Raw genomic sequence first — 21,665 nt, forward strand, 5'->3', positions numbered from 1 at the left:
GCGGCGTACTCCCTCGCCATTACGGAACCCGCACCATGTCCGATTCCCGCCCCAGCGGCCGCCAGCCCGACCAGCTCCGCCCGGTCGTCATCCAACGCGGCTTCACCCGCCACGCCGAAGGTTCGGTGCTGGTGTGCTTCGGTGAAACCCGTGTGCTGTGCACCGCCAGCGTCGAGAACCGCGTGCCGGGCTTCCTGCGCGGCAAGGGCGAAGGCTGGGTCACCGCCGAATACGGCATGCTGCCGCGCGCCACCCACACCCGCAGTGACCGTGAAGCGGCCCGTGGCAAGCAGGGTGGCCGCACCCTGGAGATCCAGCGACTGATCGGCCGCAGCCTGCGCGCCTGCGTGGATCGCAACGCGCTGGGCGAGCGCACCATCACCCTCGACTGCGACGTGCTGCAGGCCGACGGTGGCACCCGCACGGCCGCCATCACCGGCGCCTACGTGGCGCTGGTCGATGCGGTGAACGTGCTGATGAAGCGTGGTGACATCAAGCGCAACCCGATCCTGGGCGCAGTGGCCGCCGTATCGGTAGGCGTGTACCGCGGCACCCCGGTGCTGGACCTGGACTACGCCGAAGACAGCGACTGCGACACCGACATGAACGTGGTGATGAACGACGGTGGAGGCTTCATCGAGCTGCAGGGCACCGCCGAAGGCCACGCCTTCCGTCGCGATGAACTGGACGCGCTGCTGGGCCTGGCCGAGAAGGGCGTGGGCGAACTGCTGGCCGCGCAGCAGGCGGCGCTGTCGGCATGAACCGGCGCATCGCCCTGACCACCCTGGTGGTGGCCGACTATGACGAAGCCATTGCCTGGTACACCGGCAAGCTCGGCTTCGCACTGTTGGAGGACATCGACCAGGGCCACAAGCGCTGGGTGGTGGTCGGCCCGACCGACGGCAGCGCCGCCGCCCTGCTGCTGGCCCGCGCCAGCGACGAGGAGCAGCGCAGCCGCATCGGCAACCAGACCGGCGGCCGCGTCGGCTTCTTCCTCAACACCGACGACTTCCGCCGCGACCACGCGGCGATGGTCGCCGCCGGCGTCGAGTTCCTGGAAGCGCCGCGCGAAGAACCCTATGCAACGGTTGCGGTGTTCCGCGATCTGTATGGCAACACCTGGGACCTGCTGGAGCCCCGTCAATGAAGAAACTGGTACTGGCCAGCCACAACGCCGGCAAGCTGGTGGAGATGCAGGAGATCCTTGCCGATCTGCCGCTGCAGATCACCTCGGCCGCCGAACTGGGCCTGGGCGATGTGGAAGAGACCGGCCTGACCTTCGTCGAGAACGCGCTGCTGAAGGCACGCGCAGCCTGCGAAGCGACCGGCCTGCCGGCGCTGGCCGATGATTCGGGCCTGATCGTCGATGCCCTCGGCGGTGCGCCGGGCCTGTACAGCGCACGCTATGCCGGCCACCCGACCAATGCCGCAGCCAACAATGCCAAGCTGCTGGACGCGATGACCGATATTCCCGATGGCCAGCGCAGCGCCCGCTTCTATGCGGTGATCGTGCTGCTGCGCCACGCCACCGACCCGCAGCCGTTGATCTGCGAAGGCCGCTGGGAAGGGCAGATCATCCGCGAACTGCGCGGCACCAATGGTTTCGGCTACAACCCGGTATTCCTGGACACCACCCACGGCCTGACCGCCGCGGAAATGGAGCCGGCACTGAAGAACGCCATCAGCCACCGCGCCATTGCCCTGCAGCAGCTCAAGCAGCAACTGGCGACGCTGTACTGACGCCACCCGATCGACCCAGGGAAGCCGGCCAGCGGCCGGCACTACCGAAGAAGCCCATGCCGCACGCCCACGACCACTGCAACCACCTGCCCGGCGAAGCCTGCTCCGCCGACCACGACAACCCGCCGCGGCTGGTGCCGCCACCGCTGTCGTTGTACGTGCACCTGCCGTGGTGCGTGCGCAAATGCCCGTACTGCGATTTCAATTCGCACCAGGCCAAGGGCGAGCTGCCGTTCGACGCTTATATCGATGCGCTGCTGCGCGACCTCGACCAGGACCTGCCGCTGGTCTGGGGCCGGGTGGTGCACAGCGTGTTCTTCGGTGGCGGCACGCCCAGCCTGTTCCCGCCGGAAGCGATCGACCGCTTCCTGCAACAGGCCAGCGCACGCCTGCGTTTCGCACCCAATGCCGAAATCACCCTGGAAACCAACCCGGGCACCGCCGAGCATGGCCGTTTCGACCGCTACCGCGCGGCCGGCGTGAACCGCCTCAGCTTCGGCATCCAGAGTTTCGACGATGCGATGCTCAAGCGCCTGGGCCGCATCCACGACAGTGGCGAAGCCGAGCGCGCGGTGAAGATGGCGCAGGACGCGGGCTACGACAACTTCAACATCGACCTGATGTACGCGCTGCCGGAACAGACCCTGGCCGGTGCCGAGGCCGACCTTGAACGCACGTTCGCGCTGCAGCCGGCACACATCTCCCACTACCAGCTGACCCTGGAACCGAACACGGTGTTCTTCGCGCGGCCGCCGCAGGGCATTCCCGATGAAGACAACGCCTGGGACATGCAGGAACACTGCCAGGCATTGCTGGCACAGGCCGGTTTCGGCCAGTACGAGGTCAGCGCCTATGCGCGCCCCGGCCGGCAGAGCGCGCACAATCTGAACTACTGGCGCTTCGGCGACTACCTGGGCATCGGTGCCGGCGCGCACGGCAAGATCAGTTCCGGCGCCGAGGAGCATGTGCTGCGACGTTGGAAGCTGAAGCACCCGCAGGCCTACCTGGACAGCGCCGGCACGCCCGCCTCGTTCGGCGGCGACGATGTGATCGCGCCGGAGCGCCTGCCGTTCGAGTACATGCTCAACCTGCTGCGCCTGCACGAAGGTTTCGGCCTGCGCGATTTCGAGTCGCGCACGGGGCTGCCGCGCAGCGTGCTGGACGCTCCCCTGGCCGAGGCCGTGCAGCGCGGCTGGCTGGAAGTCACGGATGGGCATGTGCAGCCGACCGAGCTGGGCCGCCGCTTCACCAACGATGTGGTGAGCCTGTTCCTGGAGGATTGATCCTCGCCTGACAGAGGGTTGTGCCGGCCGCTGGCCGGCAATCCGGTGAAGACATATCTGCCGGCCAACGGCCGGCACCACCGTTCATCGGTCGGGCCAGGCCCGGCGGATGCGATTCACGTTCAGCCTAAAGTAGCGCCGACATCGGCCGACACGGTAGATTCACCAGATCGATCCGCGGGAATCCGGGTACCGCCTGCCGATGTCAGCTGTCTTTTCCATCACTCCTGCCGACAAGAACCGCCTGGCCGCCAGCGATCTGCCACCGCGGGTACGTGAGCTGCTGGGCGCGCTGATCGGTCTGTGCCGGCAGACGCTGGCCGCGCCCCTGATCCTGACCGTCGAGGCGCTGGAGCAGACCCTGCTGCACGACGCCGACCGCGCACGCAATCCGCAGCAGCAGGCCGAGCTGATGGCCCAGCGTGGACAGCTGCACGCCTTCGCCGGCCATTTCGCCGATCGCATGCTCGATGCCGTGGCCGACGCCCTCGCGCGGTTGCGCGAACCGGTCAGCGGTGTCAGTACCAGTGCTGGGCCGCCAGCGCTGCCGGGCATGCTCGGGCTGTCGCTGGTTGATGAGCACGAAGTGGATCGCGACCTGCTGCTGACCGAGATGGTGCGGCGCGAAACCCTGCGTTCAACCAACACACTGAACCTGCTTGGCCAACGCCTGGGCGTGCTGGCGGCGGCGCCGGCCTTCGAGGCCGACACCCTGCCACTGGCACCGCAGGCACTGTGCGCGATGGTGCGCCGGATTGCCGAACAGGACGCTCTGAGCGTCGAGGTACAGCTGGCGCTGTATCGCAGTTTCGAACGGCAGGTGCTGGAACGGCTGGGCGATATCCTTGACCGTGCCAATGCCCTGCTGGCCCAGTCCGGTGTACTGCCGGGGCTGGTCTACACCCCCTACCTGGCACGCTCGTCGAGCACGCGGCGGATCATCACCCAGTCGGTGGGGGGCGGCCGCACCACGCAGCCGGCCAAGCGCACCGCAGCCCCCCTGACCGGCTGGAACGGTTCGGCACCGGCCGGCTCCTGGTCCAGCCTGGTACAGGACGCCTTCCACGAGGGCGGCGCAGGCGGCCCCGCCACGCCGGGCGTGACCACCTCCACCGGCAGTGCACTGCATGAACTGCTGCAGCAGGCACGGCACGGCAGCCCTGCCCCGGCGGACAGCGGCGCGGTGCCCAGCGCGGCAGTCGACGCGGTACTCGCGCGCCTGCAGGCCCAGTCCAGTGCGGCAACCAGTGTGGCCGACCTGCAGGCTGCCGTGGTCGCGCAGCTGCGCAGCGAGCATGGTGCGCAAGCCCAGCTGGGCAGTCACGACCGGGACAACCTCGACCTGCTGCGCATGCTGATGCAGCAGGTGCAACAGCAGCAGCGCCCCGATCCAGTGCCGGCCGCGCTGCTGGCCCGCCTGCAGGTACCTCTGGCACGCGCCGCCATGGCCGATCCGGGCTTCTTCGTGCGCGACGAACACCCCGCGCGTGAGCTGCTCAATCAGATCGCCGAAGTCGGCGCCAACTGGCTGGGCGATGAGGATGTCGACCCGCAGTTGCTGCAGCGCATGGCGCAGAGCGTGCAGGGCCTGCTGGGGCAGGATGCGCGTTCGCCGGAAGTCTTTGCCGCCGCTAGTGAAGACGTGCAGCAGCACCAGCGCGCGGCGGCCCATCGTGCCGAACTGGCCGAGCGCCGCCATGTGGAAGCCGCGCGCGGCAAGGAACGATTGGAACTGGCCCGTCGCCAGGCCACCGCACAGATCGACCAGTGCTGCGACACCCGGTCGCCACCGCGCTTCGTGCAGACCTTGCTGCGCCAGGCCTGGGCCGATGCACTGACCCTCACCCGCCTGCGCCATGGCGACGATTCACCGCAATGGCAGGAGCGCCTGCAACAGACCGAGCGCATCGCTGCCATCACCGCGCAGGCCATCGACGCTCCCGGCGGCACCGATACCGTACTGGCAGCGGACGTGGAGGCCGCATTGCTGCAGGTCGGCTACCACGCCGAGGAAGCCGCCGCTGTCGCGCGCAGGCTGGCCACGCCCGGCGGCGAGGATGAAAGCACCTCGCGTACCGAGCTCAGCGCACGCCTCAAGGCACGTGCGCGCCTGGGCGAGCACGCCGGCACGAACAGTGGCGCCGCACCTGCCACGCCGCGCAGCAGCGCCGAAGAAGCCGCCTACCAACAGCTGTCCAGCCTGCCGTTCGGCAGTTGGTTCGACATCGACACGGGCGATGGCACGATGCGCCGCCAGCGCCTGTCCTGGTACAGCCTGCTGACCGGCCACGCGTTGTTCGTCAATGCGCGCGGGCAGAAGATCACCGATACCGACCTGGATGCGCTGGCACGGCAGATCAGTGCCGGGCGCGCGCAGCTGGTCACCGAAGACAAGGGCCGGCTGGTCGACCGTGCCTGGGAAGCCAGCCTCGGTGCGCTGCGCGCACTGGCCACGGCTCGCGCACAGGAGACCCCCGCATGAAAGCCGTACCGCCGCAGGACACCCGCCGCGCGCCGCGCCGCCAGGTCTCGGACCTGGTGCCGGTTACCGACCAGATGCGCGAGTGCGTGGTCGGGCGCCTCGGCAATGTCTCCGAAACTGGCATGCTGATGCTGGCCAGCATGCCGCTGCGCGAGGATGCGCTGTACCAGCTGCGCTTTCCCTTGCCATTGGGTGATGGCCGCCAGCAGGCCATCGACGTAGGCGTGCATCTGCTGTGGAGCGAGCCCGCACACGTTCCCGGGCAGAGCTGGACCGGCTTCCGCTTCCTGACCCTGTCGCGCGAACATCGACAGCTGCTGCGGCAGTGGGTGGGCGAAGACAGCGACGAGGGACCGGTTTCGACGGCCTGAGTGCCGGTTCCGGCACAGCGGTTTTTCGCGGTATGCGGCAGAATCTAAGGCCGTTTTCCGTGTCGAGCCACCGCAATGATCCAGCAAGACCCCGGCGCCCTGTATTCCGACCACCTGGCCGTGCTGTGCCGACGCGCCGAGCAGGCGCTGGCCCGCGGCGGCTTCGACCATCTGGTGGTGCCCAGCGGCACCCTGCACTACCAGGTGTTCGACGACCGCGACTACCCGTATGCGGTCAACCCGCAGTTCAAGGCCTGGCTGCCGCTGACCCGCGTGCCCAACAGCTGGATCGTGTTCACCCCGGGCAAGCGCCCGGCAGTGATCTTCCACCAGCCCTTCGACTACTGGCACGTGGTACCGGACGCCCCCAGTGGCTGGTGGGTGGAGCACTTCGACATCCACATCATCCGCAAGCCCGAAGAGGCGCTGGCCCTGCTGCCGGCCGACCCGTCGCGCTGCGCGATCCTCGGCGAGCCGCAGAGCGCACTGGGCAACTACGTGCCGAACAATCCAGCGCCGGTGGTGAACTACCTGGAATGGCACCGCGGCAGCAAGACACCGTATGAAATCGCACTGATGCGCCAGGCCCAGGTGCTGGGCGTGCGCGGCCACCGCGCCGCCGAGGCCGCGTTCCGCAACGGTGCCGACGAATTCAGCATCCACATGGCGTACTGCCAGGCCGTCGGCCAGGATGCCAACGAGCTGCCCTACGGCAACATCGTGGCGTTGAACGAACACGCCGCCGTGCTGCATTACACCGAGCTGGGCCGCAAGGCACCGCAGCCGCTGCGCAGCTTCCTGATCGACGCCGGCGCCAGTGCGCACGGCTACGCCAGCGACATCACCCGCACCTACGCCGCGCAGGGCCACGACGAATTCGCCGCGATGATTGCGGCCGTCGACGCCGCCCAGCAGCAGATGTGCGCAGCGGTGCGCCCGGGCTTCGACTACAAGCAGCTGCACGTGGACGCACATCTTTCGCTGATGGGCGTGCTGAGGGACTTCGGCGTGATCAAGGTGTCGCCACAGACCGCGCTGGAGACCGGCGTCAGCGCCGCATTCTTCCCGCACGGCATCGGCCACCTGATCGGCCTGCAGGTGCACGACGTGGCCGGCTTCGCCGCCAGCGACGAAGGTGGCCGCATCGAGCGCCCGGCCGGCCATCCCTACCTGCGCCTGACCCGCGTGCTGGAACCGGGCATGGTGGTGACCATCGAGCCAGGCCTGTACTTCATCGACATGCTGTTGAACGAAGTGAAGGACGCCGGCCATGGTGATGCGATCAACTGGGAGCGCGTGGACTTCTTCCGTCCGTATGGTGGCATCCGCATCGAAGACGAAGTGCTGTGCACTGATGGCGAGGCGGACAACCTGACGCGGCCGGCGTTTGCGGCGGCGAACGGCTGAGCCCCTCGTGGTGGGGCGCTGAATTCAGAAGCCGCGCTTGGTGGGGCGGGTAGGCCATGCAGGGGACGCTGCAAGTACGTCCCTGTAAGCTCGATGGCGCCATCCATGGCGCCAACGCCCCTGCATGGCCTACCCGCCCCACCTTTGACAGTTTCCTGCCGCGTCCAACCACGGAAAAGAAAAAAGAGAAGCAGAAGCGGGTCGCTCGCTGCGCTCGCTCTGTGTCGACCACGGTCGACAACTACCCAACAGCCGCAATTGCCCGTAGATCCACGCCATGCGTGGATGATTCATTCGATATCTGACAGATGTGCCGATCAACGATCGGCACCCACCAACAGCCGCGTGAACCTGTCGAAGGCGGGGTACTGTGGGTTTGCGGGGTGTGAGCGGCATGGATGCCGCGACCAAGCCCCCATGGACGGGTTTACGGCGTCCCCGCAAACCCACAGTGCCCCGCCATCCCACGGAATGCCCGCTGTTGCTGTTGCTGTTGAGGTTGCCGGCCAGCGGCCGGCACTACCGCGGGTGCAGGGCTGCAAGCCCTGCAGAACACCCCTTACCCCGCCATCACCGCTTCAATCTCGTCGGCGCTGCGCGCCAGGCCTTCGGTCAGCACGCGATGGCCATCGTCGGTGATCAGCACGTCATCCTCGGTACGGATGCCGATACCGCGCCAGCGCGGCTCCACCGTCGTGTCATCCACGCCGATGTACAACCCCGGCTCGATGGTGAACGCCATGCCCGGCTCCAGCAGACGCGAGTCACCGGCCAGGCGGTAGTCGCCCACGTCGTGCACGTCCATGCCGATCCAGTGCCCGGTCTTGTGCCGGTAGAAGCGCTGGTACAGGCCTTCGGCCAGGTTCTTTTCCAGCGTACCCTTCAGCAGGCCCAACCGCAGCAGGCCCTCGGTCAGGGTCTGCACTGCGGCGAGGTGACCGGCCTCGTACGGCACGCCCGGCCTGGCCTGGGCCAACGCAGCGGCCTGCGCATCGCCGACCAGGTCGTGCAGTGCACGCTGCTCGGCACTGAAGCGGCCATTCACCGGGAACGTGCGGGTGATGTCACTGGCGTAGCCACGGTACTCGGCACCGGCGTCGATCAGCACCAGCTCGCCGTCGCGCGAACGCGCGTTGTTGTCGCGGTAATGCAGGATGCAGCCGTTGCGGCCGGCGCCGACGATGCTGCAGTACGCGGGCACCGCATCATTGGCGCGGAACACGCGTTCCAGCTCCGCCTGCAGTTCGTACTCGTGGATGCCGGCCCTGGCGGCCTTCATCGCGGCCAGATGCGCACGCACGCTGATCTGCGCGGCGTGGTGCATCAACGCCACTTCGGCACCGGACTTGAACAGGCGCTGCTCGTGCAGCAGGTGGCCCAGTTCGAGGAACTCGTGCGGCGGCTGCGCCCCGTGGCGCACCTGCGAACGCACGCGGTTGACCCAGCCGATCAGCTTCAGGTCGAAGTCGGCATCCCGGCCGAAGTGGTAGTAGACGCGCGAACGGCCTTCCAGCAGGCCCGGCAGGATGTCGTCCAGATCATCGATCGGGTAGGCGTCGTCCATGCCGTACTGCGCCACCGCGCCTTCCTGGCCGGCGCGGCTGCCGTCCCAGGCTTCGCGTTCGGCATCGCGCTCGCGGCAGAACAGGATGGCCTCGCCGTGGCGTCGGCCCGGGATCAGCACCAGCACTGCTTCCGGCTCCGGGAAGCCGCTCAGGTACTGGAAATCCGAATCCTGCCGGAACGGATAATGGGTATCGAGGCTGCGCACCTTCTCGGCCGCCGCCGGCAGCACCAGGATCGCGTCCTCGCCGGCCATGTCCATCAGCTGGCGGCGGCGACGCTTGTACTCGCCGGCGGCAATGCCGGTGCGCTGCTTGATGTCCATCAGTTCAGGCGCTGACGATGGCGCGAGGCCAGCACCACGTCGCCGTGCAGCAGGAGCACCGCCACGCGGATGAATTCCTCGATCTCCGACAGAGCTTCGTCGTCATCATCGCCACCGGCCTCGAAATCCTCGCTGGAGGCACGCGCCAGGCTGGCCATGTCGGTCAGCGCTTCCTCGCCCTCTTCGGACAGGGTCGGGCGGCGGCCGCCGCTGCCCAGGCCGAAGCCGCCCAGGAAGGACCGGGTCCAGCTGAACATGGCATCGGCCTGCGCGGATACGTCGTCGCCGTCGGTCAGCAGCAGCTCGAAGGCGAAGTCGCGGTCTTCCAGCTGCTTGATGGTGGCCTGCAGCAGCTGCCCCAGCACGCTGTCGGCGGCCACCGGCGGCAGGTTGTCGTCGGCCAGCACGCGCGCCGGCCAGTCGTTGCCGGGGGCACCGCCGGCAGCCAGCCAGCCGCACAGCGCGCCGTGCAGCTCTGCAGCGGTGGCGCCCAGGCCCAACGCCTGGCTGGCGCGGGTAACGTCGTCGACGGAGGGAAGTTCGGTCATCGTGCGGCTCGTTCGGAAAGGAAACCCGGGGCGCGCACGCGCGCGCCCGTGAGACCCCGTAGTGTAGCAACCCGACGGCATCCTCTCCGCAGGCGTCCAGCCTTGCTGCGACAACGCTTGACCGCCCTTGCCCGGCTTGCCTATCGTGCCCGCATGGAACCCGCCGATCCCCTTGCCCAGCTGCAGGACTTCGCCGCCCGCGTGGAAGCGTTGCTTGAACGCAACCAGCGCCTGGCCGAGGAGAACCGCAGCCTGCGCCACCAGCAGGAGCAGCTGGTGGCCGAGCGCTCGACGCTGCTGGCCAAGAATGAGCAGGCACGTTCGCGGGTGGAAGCAATGATCAGCCGGCTCAAATCCCTGGAGCAGCACACATGAGCGCCGAACCGGTCAGTGTCCGCATCCTCGATCGTGAATACACCGTGGGCGTCGGCGGCGATGAACGTGACAGCCTGATGGCCGCCGCGCGCCTGCTGGATGCGCGCATGCGTGAGATCCGCGGCAGCAACCGCATGGCCGCGGTCGATCGCGTCGCCGTGTTGGCCGCGCTGAACCTGGCCCACGAACTGCAGCTGCTGCGCGACGAAAACGCCCGCCAGGCCGTGGCCCTGCAGCAGACCCTGGCCGACCTGAACCGGCGCCTGGACCGCGCCATCGACGGCGGCGCCTGAAAATCGTGCAAAACGCGTCTTCTCATATCTGAATTGGCACGGACTGTTGCCGACGAACGGCCTATCCAGATCCTGCGTGCTGGCTATAATGGCCACGCGTTCTCTGCGGTACTCGACGGCATGTGCAAACATTCGCCTTGTCCCTTAAGAACGACACCGGGAGCGCGACAGCGCCGGGAGTGCAGGTCCGCCTTGCAGCGGGAAGCCCGATGGTTCTCCAGCGTTCCCACTTGAGCCCCCGGGTTCAAGGTCGTTTCGCATGCATCGACATTGCGGAGAATGCAATATTCCAGCAAGGGCGGCGTCTTCGGGCGTCGCCCTTGTTCTTTCCGGCACAATGACGGCTGATCCTTGCCGCACGCTGCCATGACCGACCCGCGCCAGGCCCTGCGCCACGACCTGCGGCAACGCCGCCGCGACCTTTCCGCCGCTGAGCGCATCGCCGCCGCCGAATCGCTTGCCGATGCCCTGCTCGCCCTGCCGTTCGCCCCGCGCGAAGGCGCCGTGGCCGGCTACTGGGCGCTGGATGGCGAGATCGCCCTGCACCGCTGGCAGTTGCAGTTGCCCGAAGGCCTCACCTACTGCCTGCCGGTGCTGGCCGGCGACGTGCTGCGCTTCGCGCCGTGGCGGCCGGGGCAGCCGCTGACCAGCAACCGCTACGGCATTCCCGAGCCGGACGTGGCGCTGGAAGACACACTGGAACCAGCACAGATGGCGCTGGTGGTGGCCCCGCTGGTGGGTTTCGACACGCAGTGCCGGCGGCTGGGCATGGGGGGCGGCTGGTATGATCGCAGCTTCGCCTTCCGCCACGACCGGCCGGCGCCGCCCTGGCTGGTCGGTGCTGCGTTCGCGGTGCAGCAGGTCGAGTCCTTGCCGGTGGCGTCGTGGGACGTGCCGGTGGATGCGATCTGCACCGAAGACGGCACCCTGTTCCCCTCCGCTGCCCCCGTGAACGCATGACCGCCCGCAAGCGCTACTGGCTGATGAAGTCCGAACCGGACGCCTTCTCCATCGATGACCTGGCCAAGGTCAAGGTCGAACCCTGGAACGGGGTGCGCAACTACCAGGCGCGCAACTTCATGCGCGATGGCATGCAGGTGGGCGACGGCATCCTGTTCTACCACTCCAATACCAAGGTGCCCGGCATCGTCGGCCTGGCCACCGTGGCCAGTACGGCCTACCCGGACGACACCCAGTTCGATCCGAAATCCGACTACCACGACCCCAAGAGCACGCGCGAAAACCCGCGCTGGATGCTGGTGGACGTGGCATTCGACCGCAAGCTCAAGCAGGTGATCGCGCTGGACGAGATCAAGCTGCACGCCGAAGAACTCGGCGAGGGCTTCCCGCTGGTTGCCAAGGGCAACCGCCTGTCGGTGTTCCCGGTGACCGCCGCGCAGTGGAAGCTGCTGCTGTCGCTGGAAAAGAAATCCTGATTCCCTGCCTGAGAGTTCTCCCATGTCCGAAGCCAAGCGCCTGGCCGCCGAGAAAGCCATCGAGTACGTTGAAGACGGCATGATCGTCGGTGTCGGCACCGGTTCCACCGTGGCCTATTTCATCGATGCCCTGGCCCGCATCCAGCACCGCATCAAGGGCGCTGTGTCCAGCTCCGAGCAGAGCACCGCGCGCCTGAAGCAGCACGGCATCGAGGTGATCGAGCTGAACCACAGCGGCAACCTGTCGCTGTACGTCGATGGCGCCGATGAGTGCGACGCCAACAAGTGCCTGATCAAGGGCGGCGGCGCCGCGCTGACCCGCGAGAAGGTCATCGCCGAGGCCAGCGAGCGCTTCATCTGCATCATCGACCCGAGCAAGCAGGTGCCGGTGCTGGGCAGGTTCCCGCTGCCGGTGGAAGTGATCCCGATGGCGCGCAGCCTGGTCGCCCGCCAGATCCGCGACATGACCGGCGGCCAGCCGACCTGGCGTGAAGGCGTGGTCACCGACAACGGCAACCAGATCCTGGACATCCACAACCTGCAGATCACCGATCCGGAAAAGCTGGAGCGCGAGCTCAATCAGCTGCCGGGCGTGGTCTGCGTCGGCCTGTTCGCGCGCCGCCGCGCAGATGTGGTGATCGTCGGCGGCGAGCCGCCGGTCGTGCTCTGACCCTTTCGAAGGATCCTGACGATGTCGCTGTTGCGTTCGCTGCTGATGCTCCCGCTGCTGGCCCTGGCTGGCTGCGCCACCGACGCGGCCCGCCACTGGGTCGAACTGGATGGCGCCCGCTACCAGGTCGAGCTGGCCACCAACGATGAAACCCGCGCACGCGGTCTGATGTTCCGCGACCAGATGGCGGCCGACCACGGCATGCTGTTCATCCACGACCGCGAGGAAATGCAGGCGTACTGGATGAAGAACACCAGGATCGCGCTGGACATCCTGTACTTCGACAGCCAGCGCAAGCTGGTCAGCCAGCAGCGTGATGTGCCGCCGTGCTCGGCCGGCGACATGTGCCCGCCCTACCCCAGCGGTGGCCCGGCACGTTACGTGCTGGAGCTCAACGCCGGCCAGGCCGAGAAGCTCAAGCTGAAGGACGGCACGGAGCTGAAGTTCGGCCCAGGCATCGAGTAACAGGGTTCTGCCCGCGGTAGTGCCGGCCGCTGGCCGGCAACCCTGCAGGGGTCAGATCCCTTTCGCACGCGAAAGGGATCTGACCCCTGGATTTTTCACGCGGCACCGCTTGAAACCGCCTGCGAATGACGCCAGTCTGTGGTCATGCAGGACCGGATCACACTCCCCGACTGGGATGCACTGGCCGACCTCGAAGACGAGGCGCTGCCCTTGTTGCCGACCGCGCTGCTGATCGCGCGCGATGAATACCCCGATCTGCAGCCGTCCACCTACGACGCGCTGATCCAGAGCCATGTCGACCACCTCCGTTCGGAAGTGGAGAGCATCGACAACAGCCCACTGAAAATGGCGGCGATCAACCGCCACCTGTTCGACGAGCTGGGCTACAGCGGCGACCACGACGAGTATTACGACCCGCGCAACAGCTACCTCAACCAGGTGTTCGAGCGACGCCTGGGCAATCCGATCTCGTTGGCGCTGGTGCAGATGGAAGTCGCACGCCGGCTCGGCATACCGTTGGATGGCGTGTCCTTCCCCGGCCACTTCCTGGTGCGCTTGCCGGTGGACGACGGCGTGCTGGTGATGGACCCGTTCAACGGTGGCCGGCCACTGGACGTGGACGAACTGCGCGAACGCGCCAAGTCACACCTGGGCGGACAGATGCCCGATGACCAGGTGCTGGCGCAGATCCTCGACCCGGCGCCGGCGCGCGCGATCCTGATGCGCATGCTGCGCAACCTGCATGGTGTCTACGCCGAAGCCGGTGAATGGGATCGTGCCGCACGCAGTGCCGACCGCCTGCTGAAACTGGCGCCCGAGCAGGACGACGCGCTGCGCGACCGCGGCCTGGCGTACCTGCAACTGGAGTATCTGGCCGGTGCCCGCCATGACCTGGGGCAGTACCTGAAGCGCAATCCCGAGGCCAGCGATGCGCAGTGGCTGCGCGAGAAGCTGATCGACCTCGGCGGGCCGGTGCCGCGGCTGCATTGAGGGTGTCGGTGTGTGGACCAACGGTCCACACCCACCCCAACGGTCCTCACCCACAGGATGGGCCGGGTGGCCCGCCGGTCAATCGACCTCGACCATCTCGAAATCGGCCTTGGTCACCCCGCAGTCCGGGCAGGTCCAGGTCTCGGGAATGTCCTCCCAACGCGTCCCGGGCTCAATACCCTCCTCCGGCAAGCCTTCCGCTTCGCTGTACAGGAAGCCGCAGACCACGCACATCCAGGTTCGCAGGGTGGTGGGGCTGGCGTCGCTCATCGGATAATCGGGGCTGGATTCACGGGCGGCCATTGTCCCATTGCAGCCCACGCACCGGTAGCCATCGATGACTTCTGCTTCCCCGGCGCCCCGCGGCGTCTACCTGATCACCCCGGACGAGCCCGATACCGCGCGCCTGCTGGCCCGTACCGCGCCGCTGCTGGCCGCGGGTGCCACCTGGCTGCAGTACCGCAACAAGACCGCCAGCGACGCGCTGCGGCAGGAACAGGCGGCGGCCCTGCAAGGCCTGTGCGCCGCCCACGGCGTGCCGCTGATCGTCAACGACGATCCGGTGCTGGCCAAGGCCGTGGGCGCCGCCGGCGTGCATCTGGGCGGCACCGACGGGGACATCCCCAGCGCGCGCGCGCTGCTCGGTGCCGAGGCCATCATCGGCGCCTCCTGCTACGACCAACTGGCCAATGCCGAGAAGGCCGTGGCGGCCGGCGCCAGCTATGTGGCCTTCGGCGCCTTCTTCCCGACCACCACCAAGGTCACCAGCAGCCGCGCCCACACCGACCTGCTGCGGCAAAGCGCCGCACTCGGCGTGCCGCGGGTGGCGATCGGCGGCCTGACGCCGGACAATGTCGGTCCCATCATCGACGCCGGCGCCGATCTGGTGGCCGTGGTCAGCGGTATCTATGCCGCATCGGACCCGGTCGCGACCCAGCGCGCCTATCTCGCCCAGTTCGCGTAATGCCCAGGAAAGCCCCATGAACCACGACCAGTCCCACGCCCTGTTCTCCCGTGCCCAGCAGCTGCTGCCGGGCGGCGTCAATTCGCCGGTACGTGCGTTCAAGTCGGTCGGCGGCGAGCCGTTCTTCGTTGAACGCGCCGATGGCGCCTACCTGTACGACGTCGATGGCAACCGCTACATCGACTACGTCGGTTCCTGGGGCCCGATGATCGTCGGCCACAACCACCCGGCCGTGCGCCAGGCGGTGAAGAAGGCGATCGACAATGGCCTGTCCTTCGGTGCGCCGTGCGCGGCCGAAGTCACCATGGCCGAGACCATCACCCGCCTGGTGCCATCGTGCGAGATGGTGCGCATGGTCAACTCCGGCACCGAGGCCACGCTGTCGGCGATCCGCCTGGCGCGTGGCGCCACCGGCCGCAACCGCATCGTCAAGTTCGAAGGCTGCTACCACGGCCACGGCGACTCGTTCCTGGTCAAGGCCGGCAGCGGCATGCTGACCCTGGGCGTGCCGACCTCGCCGGGCGTCCCGGCCGGCCTGAGCGAACTGACCCTGACCCTGCCCTACAACGACTTCGAAGCGGCCACCGCCCTGTTCGAACAGCAGGGTGAGGACATCGCCGGCCTGATCATCGAACCGGTGGTCGGCAACGCCAACTGCATCCCGCCGCGCGAGGGCTACCTGCAACACCTGCGTGCGCTGTGCACGAAGCATGGCGCGCTGCTGATCTTCGACGAAGTGATGACCGGCTTCCGTGTTGCCCTCGGCGGTGCGCAGGCGCATTACGGCATCACCCCGGACCTGACCACTTTCGGCAAGATCATCGGCGGTGGCATGCCGGTGGGTGCTTACGGTGGTCGCCGCGAGCTGATGCAGCAGATCGCACCGGCCGGCCCGATCTACCAGGCCGGCACGCTGAGCGGCAATCCGGTGGCAATGGCCGCCGGCCTGGCGATGCTGGAGCTGATCCAGCAGCCGGGCTTCCACGCCGACCTGGCCGAGCGCACCGCGCGCCTGTGTGCCGGCCTGGAAGCGGCCGCCGCCGAATCCGGTGTGGCCGTGACCACCACCTGCGTGGGTGCGATGTTCGGGCTGTTCTTCACCAGCGAGAAGGTGGAGACCTATGCGCAGGCCACCGCCTGTGACATTCCGGCGTTCAACCGCTTCTTCCACGCAATGCTGGAGCAGGGCGTGTTCCTGGCCCCGTCGGCGTACGAGGCCGGCTTCCTGTCCAGCGCCCACGACGATGCCGTGATCGAGGCGACGCTGGCCGCAGCACGCGTGGCGTTCAAGGCTGCCAAGGGCTGATCGCAAAAAAGGGGACGGAGGGGATTAAGTCGTTTGTGCACAAACGACTTAATCCCCTCCGTCCCCTTTTTTTCAACCGAAGACGAACTTGCCCTTCATCATCGCGAAGTGGCCGGGGAACGAGCAGAAGAAGGTGTAGTCACCGCCCTTCTGCAGGCCCTGGGTGGAGAAGCGCACGCGCGTGGTCTCGCCACCGCCGATCACCTTGGTGTGCGCCAGCACGCGCTTGTCGGCCTTCGGCAGGTAGCTGTCGGCCAGGGTCATGCGCATGCCCGCCATCGCCACCGGCTGGTAATCGGCAGTGCGGGTCAGTACCCAGTTGTGGCCCATCGCGGTGGCGGCCAGCTTGCCGGTGTGGCGCAGGGTCAGGTCCACGGCGGTGCAGTCGGCGGCGACCTTGATCTCGCGGCTGCTGAAGCTCATCTGGTCGGTGCTGTCGATGCTGACCGCACACACCCGCGCCATCGCCGACGGCGCCAGCATCAGCGCGCCCAGTCCCACTGCCACCATCCAAGCCTTCATCGTTGCATCTCCTGCGGATTCAAACGCCATTCTAGGCAGCCCCCTGTGGCCGCGTCTGCGACCGTCTGTCGCACGCGCACTCCAGGGTTTCCGCGCATCCACCGCGATGGCATGCTCGGCCGATGCGGATCGATCTGTTGCTGCTGGATGTGGACGGCGTGCTGGTGCAGTACCAGCGCGCGCAGCGCGTGCTGCATCTGGCACAAGCGCTGGATGTCGCGCCGGAAACCGTGCAGGCCGCGCTGTACGACAGCGGGCTGGAAGCAGCACATGACAATGGCACGCTGGATGGCCCGGCCTATCTGGCGCAGCTGAGCAAACAGCTGGGCCGCACCGTTGATGTACACACGTGGATCGCGGCGCGACAGGCCGCCAGCCATCCACAGCCGGCCGTGCTGCAGCGGCTGCAGGCCCTGCAGCTGCCGATGGCGGTGCTGACCAACAATGGCGCACTGATGCAGCAGGCCTTGCCCACTCTGCTACCGGAACTGTTCCCGGCCCTGCATGAGCGCGTGTTCTGCAGCGCGGAGTTCGGCTTGCGCAAACCGGCGCCCGCGGTGTTCCTGCGCACGCTGGAAGCACTGGACGTGGCACCTGCGCGCACGCTGTTCGTCGATGACCTGTTCGCCAACGTGCGCGGCGCACGCGCCGCCGGCCTGCACGCGGAAACCGTGCGCGATGGCCGTGGGCTGGGCAAGGTGTTGAAGCGTTACGCGGTGGGCTGATCGGGGTCAGAGCCCTCTGCGCAGGAGAGGGATCCGACCCCGACGCCAGGGCGTCAGCGCGCGGCGATGAACGCGGCAATTGCCGCGCGCAGGCGCTTGAGGCCTTCAGCCACTTCTTCGTCGGTGATGTTCAGCGACGGCACGAAGCGCAGCACGTCCGGGCCGGCCTGCAGGGTCAGCAGCCCCTGCCCGGCAGCGTGGTCGAGGATCGCACCAGCCTGGCCGGCGAAGTCCTTGCTCAGCACCGCACCCAGCATCAGGCCGCGACCACGCACCTCGCTGAACACGCCGAACTCTTCGTTGATGCGCGCGAAGCCATCGCGCAGCGCCTTCGACTGGCGGCTGACGTTGGCGGCGATCTCCGACGAGGCCAGCTTGCGCAGCGCCACGCGGGCCACCGCAGCGGCCAGCGGGTTGCCACCGAAGGTGGTGCCGTGCGCGCCAAACTGCATGGTCTCGGCCACCTTCGGGCCGGCCAGCATCGCACCGATCGGGAAGCCGCCACCCAGTGCCTTGGCCAGGGTGACCATGTCCGGCACCACGTCGTCCTGCCAGTGCGCGAACAGCGTGCCGGTGCGGCCCATGCCGGCCTGGATCTCGTCCAGCACCAGCAGCGCGTCGTGCTGGTCGCACAGTTCGCGCACGCGCTTGAGGAAGCCGGACTTGGCCGGCATCACGCCGCCCTCGCCCTGGATCGGCTCCAGCATCACCGCCGCCACGTCACCGGCGGCCATCGCGGTTTCCAGCTGCACTTCGTCGTTGAAATCGATGTAGCGGAAGCCACCCGGCAGCGGCTCGTAGCCTTCCTGGTACTTCGGCTGCGCGGTAGCGGTCACCGCGCCCATGGTGCGGCCGTGGAAGCTGCCACGGAAGGTGATGATGACGCGCTTGTCGGCCGGGCGGCCCTGGCTGGAGGCCCACTTGCGGACCATCTTGATCGCCACTTCGTTGGCTTCGGCGCCGGAGTTGCACAGGAACACCCGCTCGGCGAAACGACTGGCCTTCACCAGTTCCTCGGCCAGGTGCAGCGGCGGTGCGCTGTAGAACACGTTGCTGGTGTGCCAGAGCTTGCCGGCCTGCTCGACCAGCGCGGCCACCAGGTCCGGATCGTTGTGGCCCAGGCCGCACACGGCGATGCCGGCAGCCAGGTCGATGAACTCACGGCCCTGGCTGTCCCATACTCGGGCGCCCTGGCCTCGCTCCAGTACCACCTGGCGGGGCTTGTAGACCGGCAGGTAATAGTGCGAAAGGGAGATCAGCGGATCGGTCGCGGCGGTCATGGCAGTCGGCAGGGTTCAGGAACGCCCATTCTCGCGCCGGAACCCCTGCGGCACAATGCGCCCATGCGACCGTTTTCCGCCCCCCAGCTCAACCCCGCCACCGAGACCGGCTGGCGCCGTCGGTGGTTCGACATCATCTACCGCCATGACACCCGCCCTTCGCGCAATTTCGACCTGATCCTGGTGGTGGCGATCGTCGCCAGCATCCTGGTGGTGATGATCGACAGCGTGCAGCACCTGCATGCCGAATGGTCCACCGGCCTGTACATCCTGGAATGGGGATTCACGATCATCTTCACCGCCGAGTACCTGCTGCGGCTGGCGGTGGTCAAGCGCCCGCTGCGGTATGCAGTGAGCATCTGGGGCATCATCGACCTGCTGTCGATCCTGCCCGCCTACCTGTCGATGTTCATCCCCGGCGCGCAGAGCCTGCTGGTGGTGCGCGCGCTGCGCATCCTGCGGGTGTTCCGCATCCTGAAGCTGACCCGCTACATCGAGGAAAGCGGCGTCCTGATGACGTCGCTGTGGCGCAGCCGGCGCAAGGTGCTGGTATTCCTGTTCACGGTGATCACCATCACCATCATCGCCGGTGCGCTGATGTACGTGATCGAGGGCCCCGAACACGGTTTCACCAACATCCCGGCCAGCATGTACTGGGCGGTGGTGACCATGGCCACGGTCGGCTTCGGCGATATCGTGCCGCAGACCGTGCTCGGCCGCTTCGTCACCTCGGTGCTGATCCTGATCGGCTACAGCATCATCGCCGTGCCCACCGGCATCTACACCGCCGAACTGGCCAGCACCATGCGTGAAGCCGAGCAGGCCGCACGCCGCGATGCGCGTGGCTGCCCGGACTGTGGGCTGGAAGGCCATGAACCAGATGCACTGCACTGCCGCAAGTGCGGCGGCAAGCTGCCGGATGCGTTCAGTCATTGATGCGAGCGCCGGCGATGTACACCGGCGCACGCTGATCACGCCATAAGCGGGAGCACTACTGGCGGTTGCTCTGGAAAACGAGCGTGTTGTATTCCTGCATCAGCTTGCTGGCAGAGCCGCGCGGCGCCATCGAGGGCGAATCCAGCATACGCCGTTCGAAATCGCTGTAGGGCGTCTTGCTGCTGACCCGGTGCAGCCGCTCCTTGCCTTCCCGACGGAAGTTCTCGGCTTCGCGCTCGAAGCTGTTCCAGTCCAGCTTGCCCGGCTCCTGGTCAGCCACCTTCGCATGCGCTTCGTCGGAAATGCGGTTGAACGCATCCAGACGCTCGCGGGCCTTGGCCTGATCGAAATCATCCTCGCTCATCAGATCCATGATGCCCTTGGCTTCCAGCATCATCGCCAGGCGGTAGTACTCGCGCGTGCGACCCTCGGCCTGCTCCAGTGCCTTGAGTTGCTCGCGCTGGGCGGCGTCGTTCTGGCGCTCCAGCTCGGCATTGAACGTTTCGCTGGCAGCCACGAAATCCTTGAAGGCGGCCATCAAGGGCGCGTGCAGCTGCTTGCCCTTGGCGAACTGGTCGTCTTCGTAGTCCTGGCGATCGTAGTAGTCGTGCGCGTCCTTGCTGATCGGCACCAGTGCCTTCAGCGCCTGCTGGTAGTGGCCGGCAGCAGCATCGAGTTCGGCCAGCACTGGCTTGGCAGCCATCGCCTCGGTCACGGGGGCATCGCACTGCTTCATGTCGTAATCGCTGATCTCGAACGGACCGTACACCTGTGTCTCGCGACCGGTCGGGCCGGCGGCGACATCCTTGATCCAGCGCGTATAGGACTCGATGCTGCCGTGGGTCTTCGAATCAAGCGCGTTGAAGCAGCCGATGTAGGCGTTGAGCTTGGCGGCCAACTGCTGCTGCGGGTCGGACGGCGCCGCGCTGGCGTCCGGCGTGCCGGAGGCAGCGGCGCCGCCCGCAGCGGCGGGTGCCTTGCCACCGCAGGCGGCCAGGATCAACGACAGCGAAGCGGCCAGCGCCGCGACGGAAAGAGTGCGTGACATGTGCTCACATCCCTGTTGAAAACGATTACAGCCGCACATTCTAGCGCAGCAGGCCGAAGGTCGGAGCCCTCGGCCTCTTCCGGCGACGTACGATCAATCCAGGAACAGATCCGGCAGCAACGGACGCGATGGATCCACTGCGTAGCCCGAAAGATCGGTGATACCCGCCTGCGCCAGCACGTCATCGTCGATCAGGAACTGGCCATGGAAGCCCGCCGCTTCGCGTACCAGCACCGCATGCGCGGCATCAGCCATGATCTGCGGCGTGCGGCAGCCGGCCGCATCCACGCCCGGGATCATGTTGATCGCATCGGTGGCGATGACCGTGCGCGGCCACAGCGCATTCACCGCCACGCCCTGCGGGCCGAATTCCGCGGCCAGGCCCAGGGTAACGAAGCTCATGCCCATCTTCGCCAGCGTGTAGCCGGTATGCGGTGCCCACCACTTCGGCTCCAGGCTGGGCGGCGGTGCAAGGGTGAGGATGTGCGGATTCGGCGCCTGCAGCAGGTACGGCAGGCAGGCCTGCGCGCACAGGAAACTGCCGCGCGCATTGACCTGCTGCATCAGGTCGAAACGCTTCATCGGCGTATCCAGCGTACCGCGCAGCCAGATCGCGCTGGCGTTGTTGACCAGGATGTCGATGCCGCCGAAGGTATCGACCGTGGCCGCAACCGCCGCGTGCACCTGCTCTTCCTCGCGGATGTCGCACTTCAGGGCCAGGCCCTGCCCGCCTGCCGCCGTCACCGCTTCAGCCGCGGTATGGATGGTGCCCGGCAGCTTCGGATTCGGCACCGACGACTTGGCCGCAATGGCCACGTTGGCGCCGTCGCGCGCAGCGCGCAGTGCGATGGCCAGGCCGATCCCACGCGAGGCTCCGGTGATGAAAAGCGTTTTGCCCTGCAGACTGCCCACGTTCCACACTCCAGCGTATGCAAT

General features: G+C 67.3%; 25 protein-coding genes and 1 other RNA gene. 19 read left to right on the plus strand and 7 right to left on the minus strand.

Translation table 11 applies throughout. The features are described from left to right. Window positions 1-35 precede the first annotated feature (35 nt). The 7 genes from rph (at window position 36) to pepQ (ending at window position 7,283) form a co-directional block, all read left to right on the plus strand. Window positions 36-761 carry a ribonuclease PH gene (rph, locus tag AC5P68_RS01665; protein WP_005410889.1) on the plus strand — a complete coding sequence of 242 codons (726 nt, stop codon included), beginning with the start codon at window positions 36-38 and terminating at the stop codon, window positions 759-761. Further along, complete coding sequence (locus tag AC5P68_RS01670; protein WP_005414366.1) at window positions 758-1,147, plus strand: VOC family protein; 390 nt, start codon at window positions 758-760, stop codon at window positions 1,145-1,147. Before rph ends, AC5P68_RS01670 begins: the two co-directional genes overlap by 4 nt. Further along, window positions 1,144-1,740 (plus strand): RdgB/HAM1 family non-canonical purine NTP pyrophosphatase, encoded by a 597-nt coding sequence (gene rdgB, locus AC5P68_RS01675; protein ID WP_033834954.1) that lies wholly within the window; start codon window positions 1,144-1,146, stop codon window positions 1,738-1,740. Before AC5P68_RS01670 ends, rdgB begins: the two co-directional genes overlap by 4 nt. Before the next feature lie 56 nt (window positions 1,741-1,796). Further along, entirely contained in the window at window positions 1,797-3,023 is a 1,227-nt protein-coding gene (hemW, locus tag AC5P68_RS01680) for a radical SAM family heme chaperone HemW (protein WP_231522117.1), read from the plus strand. Between the two features lie 202 nt (window positions 3,024-3,225). After that, window positions 3,226-5,505 carry a DUF1631 family protein gene (locus tag AC5P68_RS01685; protein ID WP_231522118.1) on the plus strand — a complete coding sequence of 760 codons (2,280 nt, stop codon included), beginning with the start codon at window positions 3,226-3,228 and terminating at the stop codon, window positions 5,503-5,505. Continuing rightward, window positions 5,502-5,876: a PilZ domain-containing protein gene (locus tag AC5P68_RS01690; protein WP_005410894.1), complete on the plus strand. Its 375-nt coding sequence runs from the start codon at window positions 5,502-5,504 to the stop codon at window positions 5,874-5,876. The genes AC5P68_RS01685 and AC5P68_RS01690 overlap by 4 nt, the downstream gene beginning before the upstream one ends. A gap of 75 nt (window positions 5,877-5,951) precedes the next feature. Continuing rightward, entirely contained in the window at window positions 5,952-7,283 is a 1,332-nt protein-coding gene (pepQ, locus tag AC5P68_RS01695; RefSeq protein WP_231522119.1) for a Xaa-Pro dipeptidase, read from the plus strand. A gap of 559 nt (window positions 7,284-7,842) precedes the next feature. Here the strand turns inward: pepQ and AC5P68_RS01700 are convergent. Both AC5P68_RS01700 and AC5P68_RS01705 read right to left on the minus strand, forming a co-directional pair. Beyond that, window positions 7,843-9,165, minus strand: a complete 1,323-nt coding sequence (locus AC5P68_RS01700) for an aminopeptidase P N-terminal domain-containing protein (protein WP_087944448.1) — start codon at window positions 9,163-9,165, stop codon at window positions 7,843-7,845. A 5-nt stretch (window positions 9,166-9,170) separates the two neighbouring features. Further along, window positions 9,171-9,719, minus strand: coding sequence for a YecA/YgfB family protein (locus AC5P68_RS01705; RefSeq protein WP_005410897.1), 549 nt, complete (start codon window positions 9,717-9,719; stop codon window positions 9,171-9,173). Between the two features lie 153 nt (window positions 9,720-9,872). Here AC5P68_RS01705 and AC5P68_RS01710 point away from each other — a divergent pair, with 153 nt between their 5' ends. From AC5P68_RS01710 to AC5P68_RS01745, 8 genes are all read left to right on the plus strand, one after another. Then, window positions 9,873-10,094 (plus strand): TIGR02449 family protein, encoded by a 222-nt coding sequence (locus AC5P68_RS01710; RefSeq protein WP_005410898.1) that lies wholly within the window; start codon window positions 9,873-9,875, stop codon window positions 10,092-10,094. Beyond that, entirely contained in the window at window positions 10,091-10,387 is a 297-nt protein-coding gene (locus AC5P68_RS01715; protein ID WP_006467013.1) for a cell division protein ZapA, read from the plus strand. The genes AC5P68_RS01710 and AC5P68_RS01715 overlap by 4 nt, the downstream gene beginning before the upstream one ends. A 97-nt stretch (window positions 10,388-10,484) precedes the next feature. Then, window positions 10,485-10,670: non-coding RNA, 6S RNA (ssrS, locus tag AC5P68_RS01720), on the plus strand. A gap of 83 nt (window positions 10,671-10,753) precedes the next feature. After that, window positions 10,754-11,347 (plus strand): 5-formyltetrahydrofolate cyclo-ligase, encoded by a 594-nt coding sequence (locus AC5P68_RS01725; protein ID WP_033834478.1) that lies wholly within the window; start codon window positions 10,754-10,756, stop codon window positions 11,345-11,347. Further along, a complete protein-coding gene (locus tag AC5P68_RS01730; protein WP_005410901.1) occupies window positions 11,344-11,823 on the plus strand; it encodes an EVE domain-containing protein in 480 nt (159 codons plus the stop codon). The genes AC5P68_RS01725 and AC5P68_RS01730 overlap by 4 nt, the downstream gene beginning before the upstream one ends. Window positions 11,824-11,845: 22 nt before the next feature. Next, window positions 11,846-12,493 (plus strand): ribose-5-phosphate isomerase RpiA, encoded by a 648-nt coding sequence (gene rpiA / locus AC5P68_RS01735; protein ID WP_111172499.1) that lies wholly within the window; start codon window positions 11,846-11,848, stop codon window positions 12,491-12,493. A gap of 21 nt (window positions 12,494-12,514) precedes the next feature. Continuing rightward, a complete protein-coding gene (locus AC5P68_RS01740) occupies window positions 12,515-12,958 on the plus strand; it encodes a DUF192 domain-containing protein (RefSeq protein WP_005410903.1) in 444 nt (147 codons plus the stop codon). 144 nt (window positions 12,959-13,102) lie between these two features. Next, a complete protein-coding gene (locus AC5P68_RS01745) occupies window positions 13,103-13,948 on the plus strand; it encodes a SirB1 family protein (protein ID WP_005410904.1) in 846 nt (281 codons plus the stop codon). 78 nt (window positions 13,949-14,026) lie between these two features. Here the strand turns inward: AC5P68_RS01745 and AC5P68_RS01750 are convergent, their stop codons facing one another. After that, window positions 14,027-14,218, minus strand: a complete 192-nt coding sequence (locus tag AC5P68_RS01750; RefSeq protein WP_012481171.1) for a rubredoxin — start codon at window positions 14,216-14,218, stop codon at window positions 14,027-14,029. 67 nt (window positions 14,219-14,285) lie between these two features. Between AC5P68_RS01750 and thiE the strand changes: the two genes are divergently transcribed. Then, window positions 14,286-14,912 carry a thiamine phosphate synthase gene (gene thiE, locus AC5P68_RS01755; protein ID WP_005414374.1) on the plus strand — a complete coding sequence of 209 codons (627 nt, stop codon included), beginning with the start codon at window positions 14,286-14,288 and terminating at the stop codon, window positions 14,910-14,912. Window positions 14,913-14,928: 16 nt separating this feature from the next. After that, entirely contained in the window at window positions 14,929-16,218 is a 1,290-nt protein-coding gene (gene hemL / locus AC5P68_RS01760) for a glutamate-1-semialdehyde 2,1-aminomutase (RefSeq protein WP_231522120.1), read from the plus strand. Between the two features lie 72 nt (window positions 16,219-16,290). Here hemL and azu read toward each other — a convergent pair whose 3' ends face one another. Continuing rightward, window positions 16,291-16,740: an azurin gene (gene azu / locus AC5P68_RS01765; RefSeq protein WP_033834481.1), complete on the minus strand. Its 450-nt coding sequence runs from the start codon at window positions 16,738-16,740 to the stop codon at window positions 16,291-16,293. A 122-nt stretch (window positions 16,741-16,862) separates the two neighbouring features. Between azu and AC5P68_RS01770 the strand changes: the two genes are divergently transcribed. Next, a complete protein-coding gene (locus AC5P68_RS01770) occupies window positions 16,863-17,465 on the plus strand; it encodes an HAD-IA family hydrolase (RefSeq protein WP_005410909.1) in 603 nt (200 codons plus the stop codon). 53 nt (window positions 17,466-17,518) lie between these two features. On the opposite strand, the gene AC5P68_RS01775 is transcribed toward AC5P68_RS01770, so the two are convergent. After that, window positions 17,519-18,745 carry an acetylornithine transaminase gene (locus AC5P68_RS01775; protein ID WP_005414378.1) on the minus strand — a complete coding sequence of 409 codons (1,227 nt, stop codon included), beginning with the start codon at window positions 18,743-18,745 and terminating at the stop codon, window positions 17,519-17,521. A gap of 63 nt (window positions 18,746-18,808) precedes the next feature. On the opposite strand from AC5P68_RS01775, the gene AC5P68_RS01780 reads away from it, so the two are divergent. Continuing rightward, on the plus strand, window positions 18,809-19,681 hold the full coding sequence (locus AC5P68_RS01780; protein WP_005410911.1) for an ion transporter: 873 nt from the start codon (window positions 18,809-18,811) through the stop codon (window positions 19,679-19,681). 55 nt (window positions 19,682-19,736) lie between these two features. Here AC5P68_RS01780 and AC5P68_RS01785 read toward each other — a convergent pair whose 3' ends face one another. Together AC5P68_RS01785 and AC5P68_RS01790 are read right to left on the minus strand one after the other, a co-directional pair. Further along, on the minus strand, window positions 19,737-20,729 hold the full coding sequence (locus tag AC5P68_RS01785) for a YiiG family protein (RefSeq protein ID WP_231522121.1): 993 nt from the start codon (window positions 20,727-20,729) through the stop codon (window positions 19,737-19,739). Window positions 20,730-20,822: 93 nt separating this feature from the next. Further along, window positions 20,823-21,641, minus strand: a complete 819-nt coding sequence (locus tag AC5P68_RS01790; RefSeq protein ID WP_005410913.1) for an SDR family oxidoreductase — start codon at window positions 21,639-21,641, stop codon at window positions 20,823-20,825. Window positions 21,642-21,665: the final 24 nt, after the last annotated feature.

The sequence above is a fragment of the Stenotrophomonas sp. YJH_SMC_58 genome (assembly GCF_059369635.1).

Coding starts and splice junctions, on each gene's coding strand:
- AC5P68_RS01780 (WP_005410911.1), top strand. CDS start 18,809: ATGCGACCGTTTTCCGCCCCCCAGCTCAACCCCGCCACCGAGACCGGC.
- AC5P68_RS01670 (WP_005414366.1), top strand. CDS start 758: ATGAACCGGCGCATCGCCCTGACCACCCTGGTGGTGGCCGACTATGAC.
- AC5P68_RS01785 (WP_231522121.1), bottom strand. CDS start 20,729: ATGTCACGCACTCTTTCCGTCGCGGCGCTGGCCGCTTCGCTGTCGTTG.
- AC5P68_RS01725 (WP_033834478.1), top strand. CDS start 10,754: ATGACCGACCCGCGCCAGGCCCTGCGCCACGACCTGCGGCAACGCCGC.
- hemW (WP_231522117.1), top strand. CDS start 1,797: ATGCCGCACGCCCACGACCACTGCAACCACCTGCCCGGCGAAGCCTGC.
- AC5P68_RS01775 (WP_005414378.1), bottom strand. CDS start 18,745: ATGACCGCCGCGACCGATCCGCTGATCTCCCTTTCGCACTATTACCTG.
- azu (WP_033834481.1), bottom strand. CDS start 16,740: ATGAAGGCTTGGATGGTGGCAGTGGGACTGGGCGCGCTGATGCTGGCG.
- rdgB (WP_033834954.1), top strand. CDS start 1,144: ATGAAGAAACTGGTACTGGCCAGCCACAACGCCGGCAAGCTGGTGGAG.
- pepQ (WP_231522119.1), top strand. CDS start 5,952: ATGATCCAGCAAGACCCCGGCGCCCTGTATTCCGACCACCTGGCCGTG.
- AC5P68_RS01740 (WP_005410903.1), top strand. CDS start 12,515: ATGTCGCTGTTGCGTTCGCTGCTGATGCTCCCGCTGCTGGCCCTGGCT.
- AC5P68_RS01730 (WP_005410901.1), top strand. CDS start 11,344: ATGACCGCCCGCAAGCGCTACTGGCTGATGAAGTCCGAACCGGACGCC.
- rph (WP_005410889.1), top strand. CDS start 36: ATGTCCGATTCCCGCCCCAGCGGCCGCCAGCCCGACCAGCTCCGCCCG.
- AC5P68_RS01710 (WP_005410898.1), top strand. CDS start 9,873: ATGGAACCCGCCGATCCCCTTGCCCAGCTGCAGGACTTCGCCGCCCGC.
- AC5P68_RS01690 (WP_005410894.1), top strand. CDS start 5,502: ATGAAAGCCGTACCGCCGCAGGACACCCGCCGCGCGCCGCGCCGCCAG.
- AC5P68_RS01745 (WP_005410904.1), top strand. CDS start 13,103: ATGCAGGACCGGATCACACTCCCCGACTGGGATGCACTGGCCGACCTC.
- hemL (WP_231522120.1), top strand. CDS start 14,929: ATGAACCACGACCAGTCCCACGCCCTGTTCTCCCGTGCCCAGCAGCTG.
- rpiA (WP_111172499.1), top strand. CDS start 11,846: ATGTCCGAAGCCAAGCGCCTGGCCGCCGAGAAAGCCATCGAGTACGTT.
- thiE (WP_005414374.1), top strand. CDS start 14,286: ATGACTTCTGCTTCCCCGGCGCCCCGCGGCGTCTACCTGATCACCCCG.
- AC5P68_RS01770 (WP_005410909.1), top strand. CDS start 16,863: ATGCGGATCGATCTGTTGCTGCTGGATGTGGACGGCGTGCTGGTGCAG.
- AC5P68_RS01685 (WP_231522118.1), top strand. CDS start 3,226: ATGTCAGCTGTCTTTTCCATCACTCCTGCCGACAAGAACCGCCTGGCC.
- AC5P68_RS01750 (WP_012481171.1), bottom strand. CDS start 14,218: ATGAGCGACGCCAGCCCCACCACCCTGCGAACCTGGATGTGCGTGGTC.
- AC5P68_RS01715 (WP_006467013.1), top strand. CDS start 10,091: ATGAGCGCCGAACCGGTCAGTGTCCGCATCCTCGATCGTGAATACACC.
- AC5P68_RS01705 (WP_005410897.1), bottom strand. CDS start 9,719: ATGACCGAACTTCCCTCCGTCGACGACGTTACCCGCGCCAGCCAGGCG.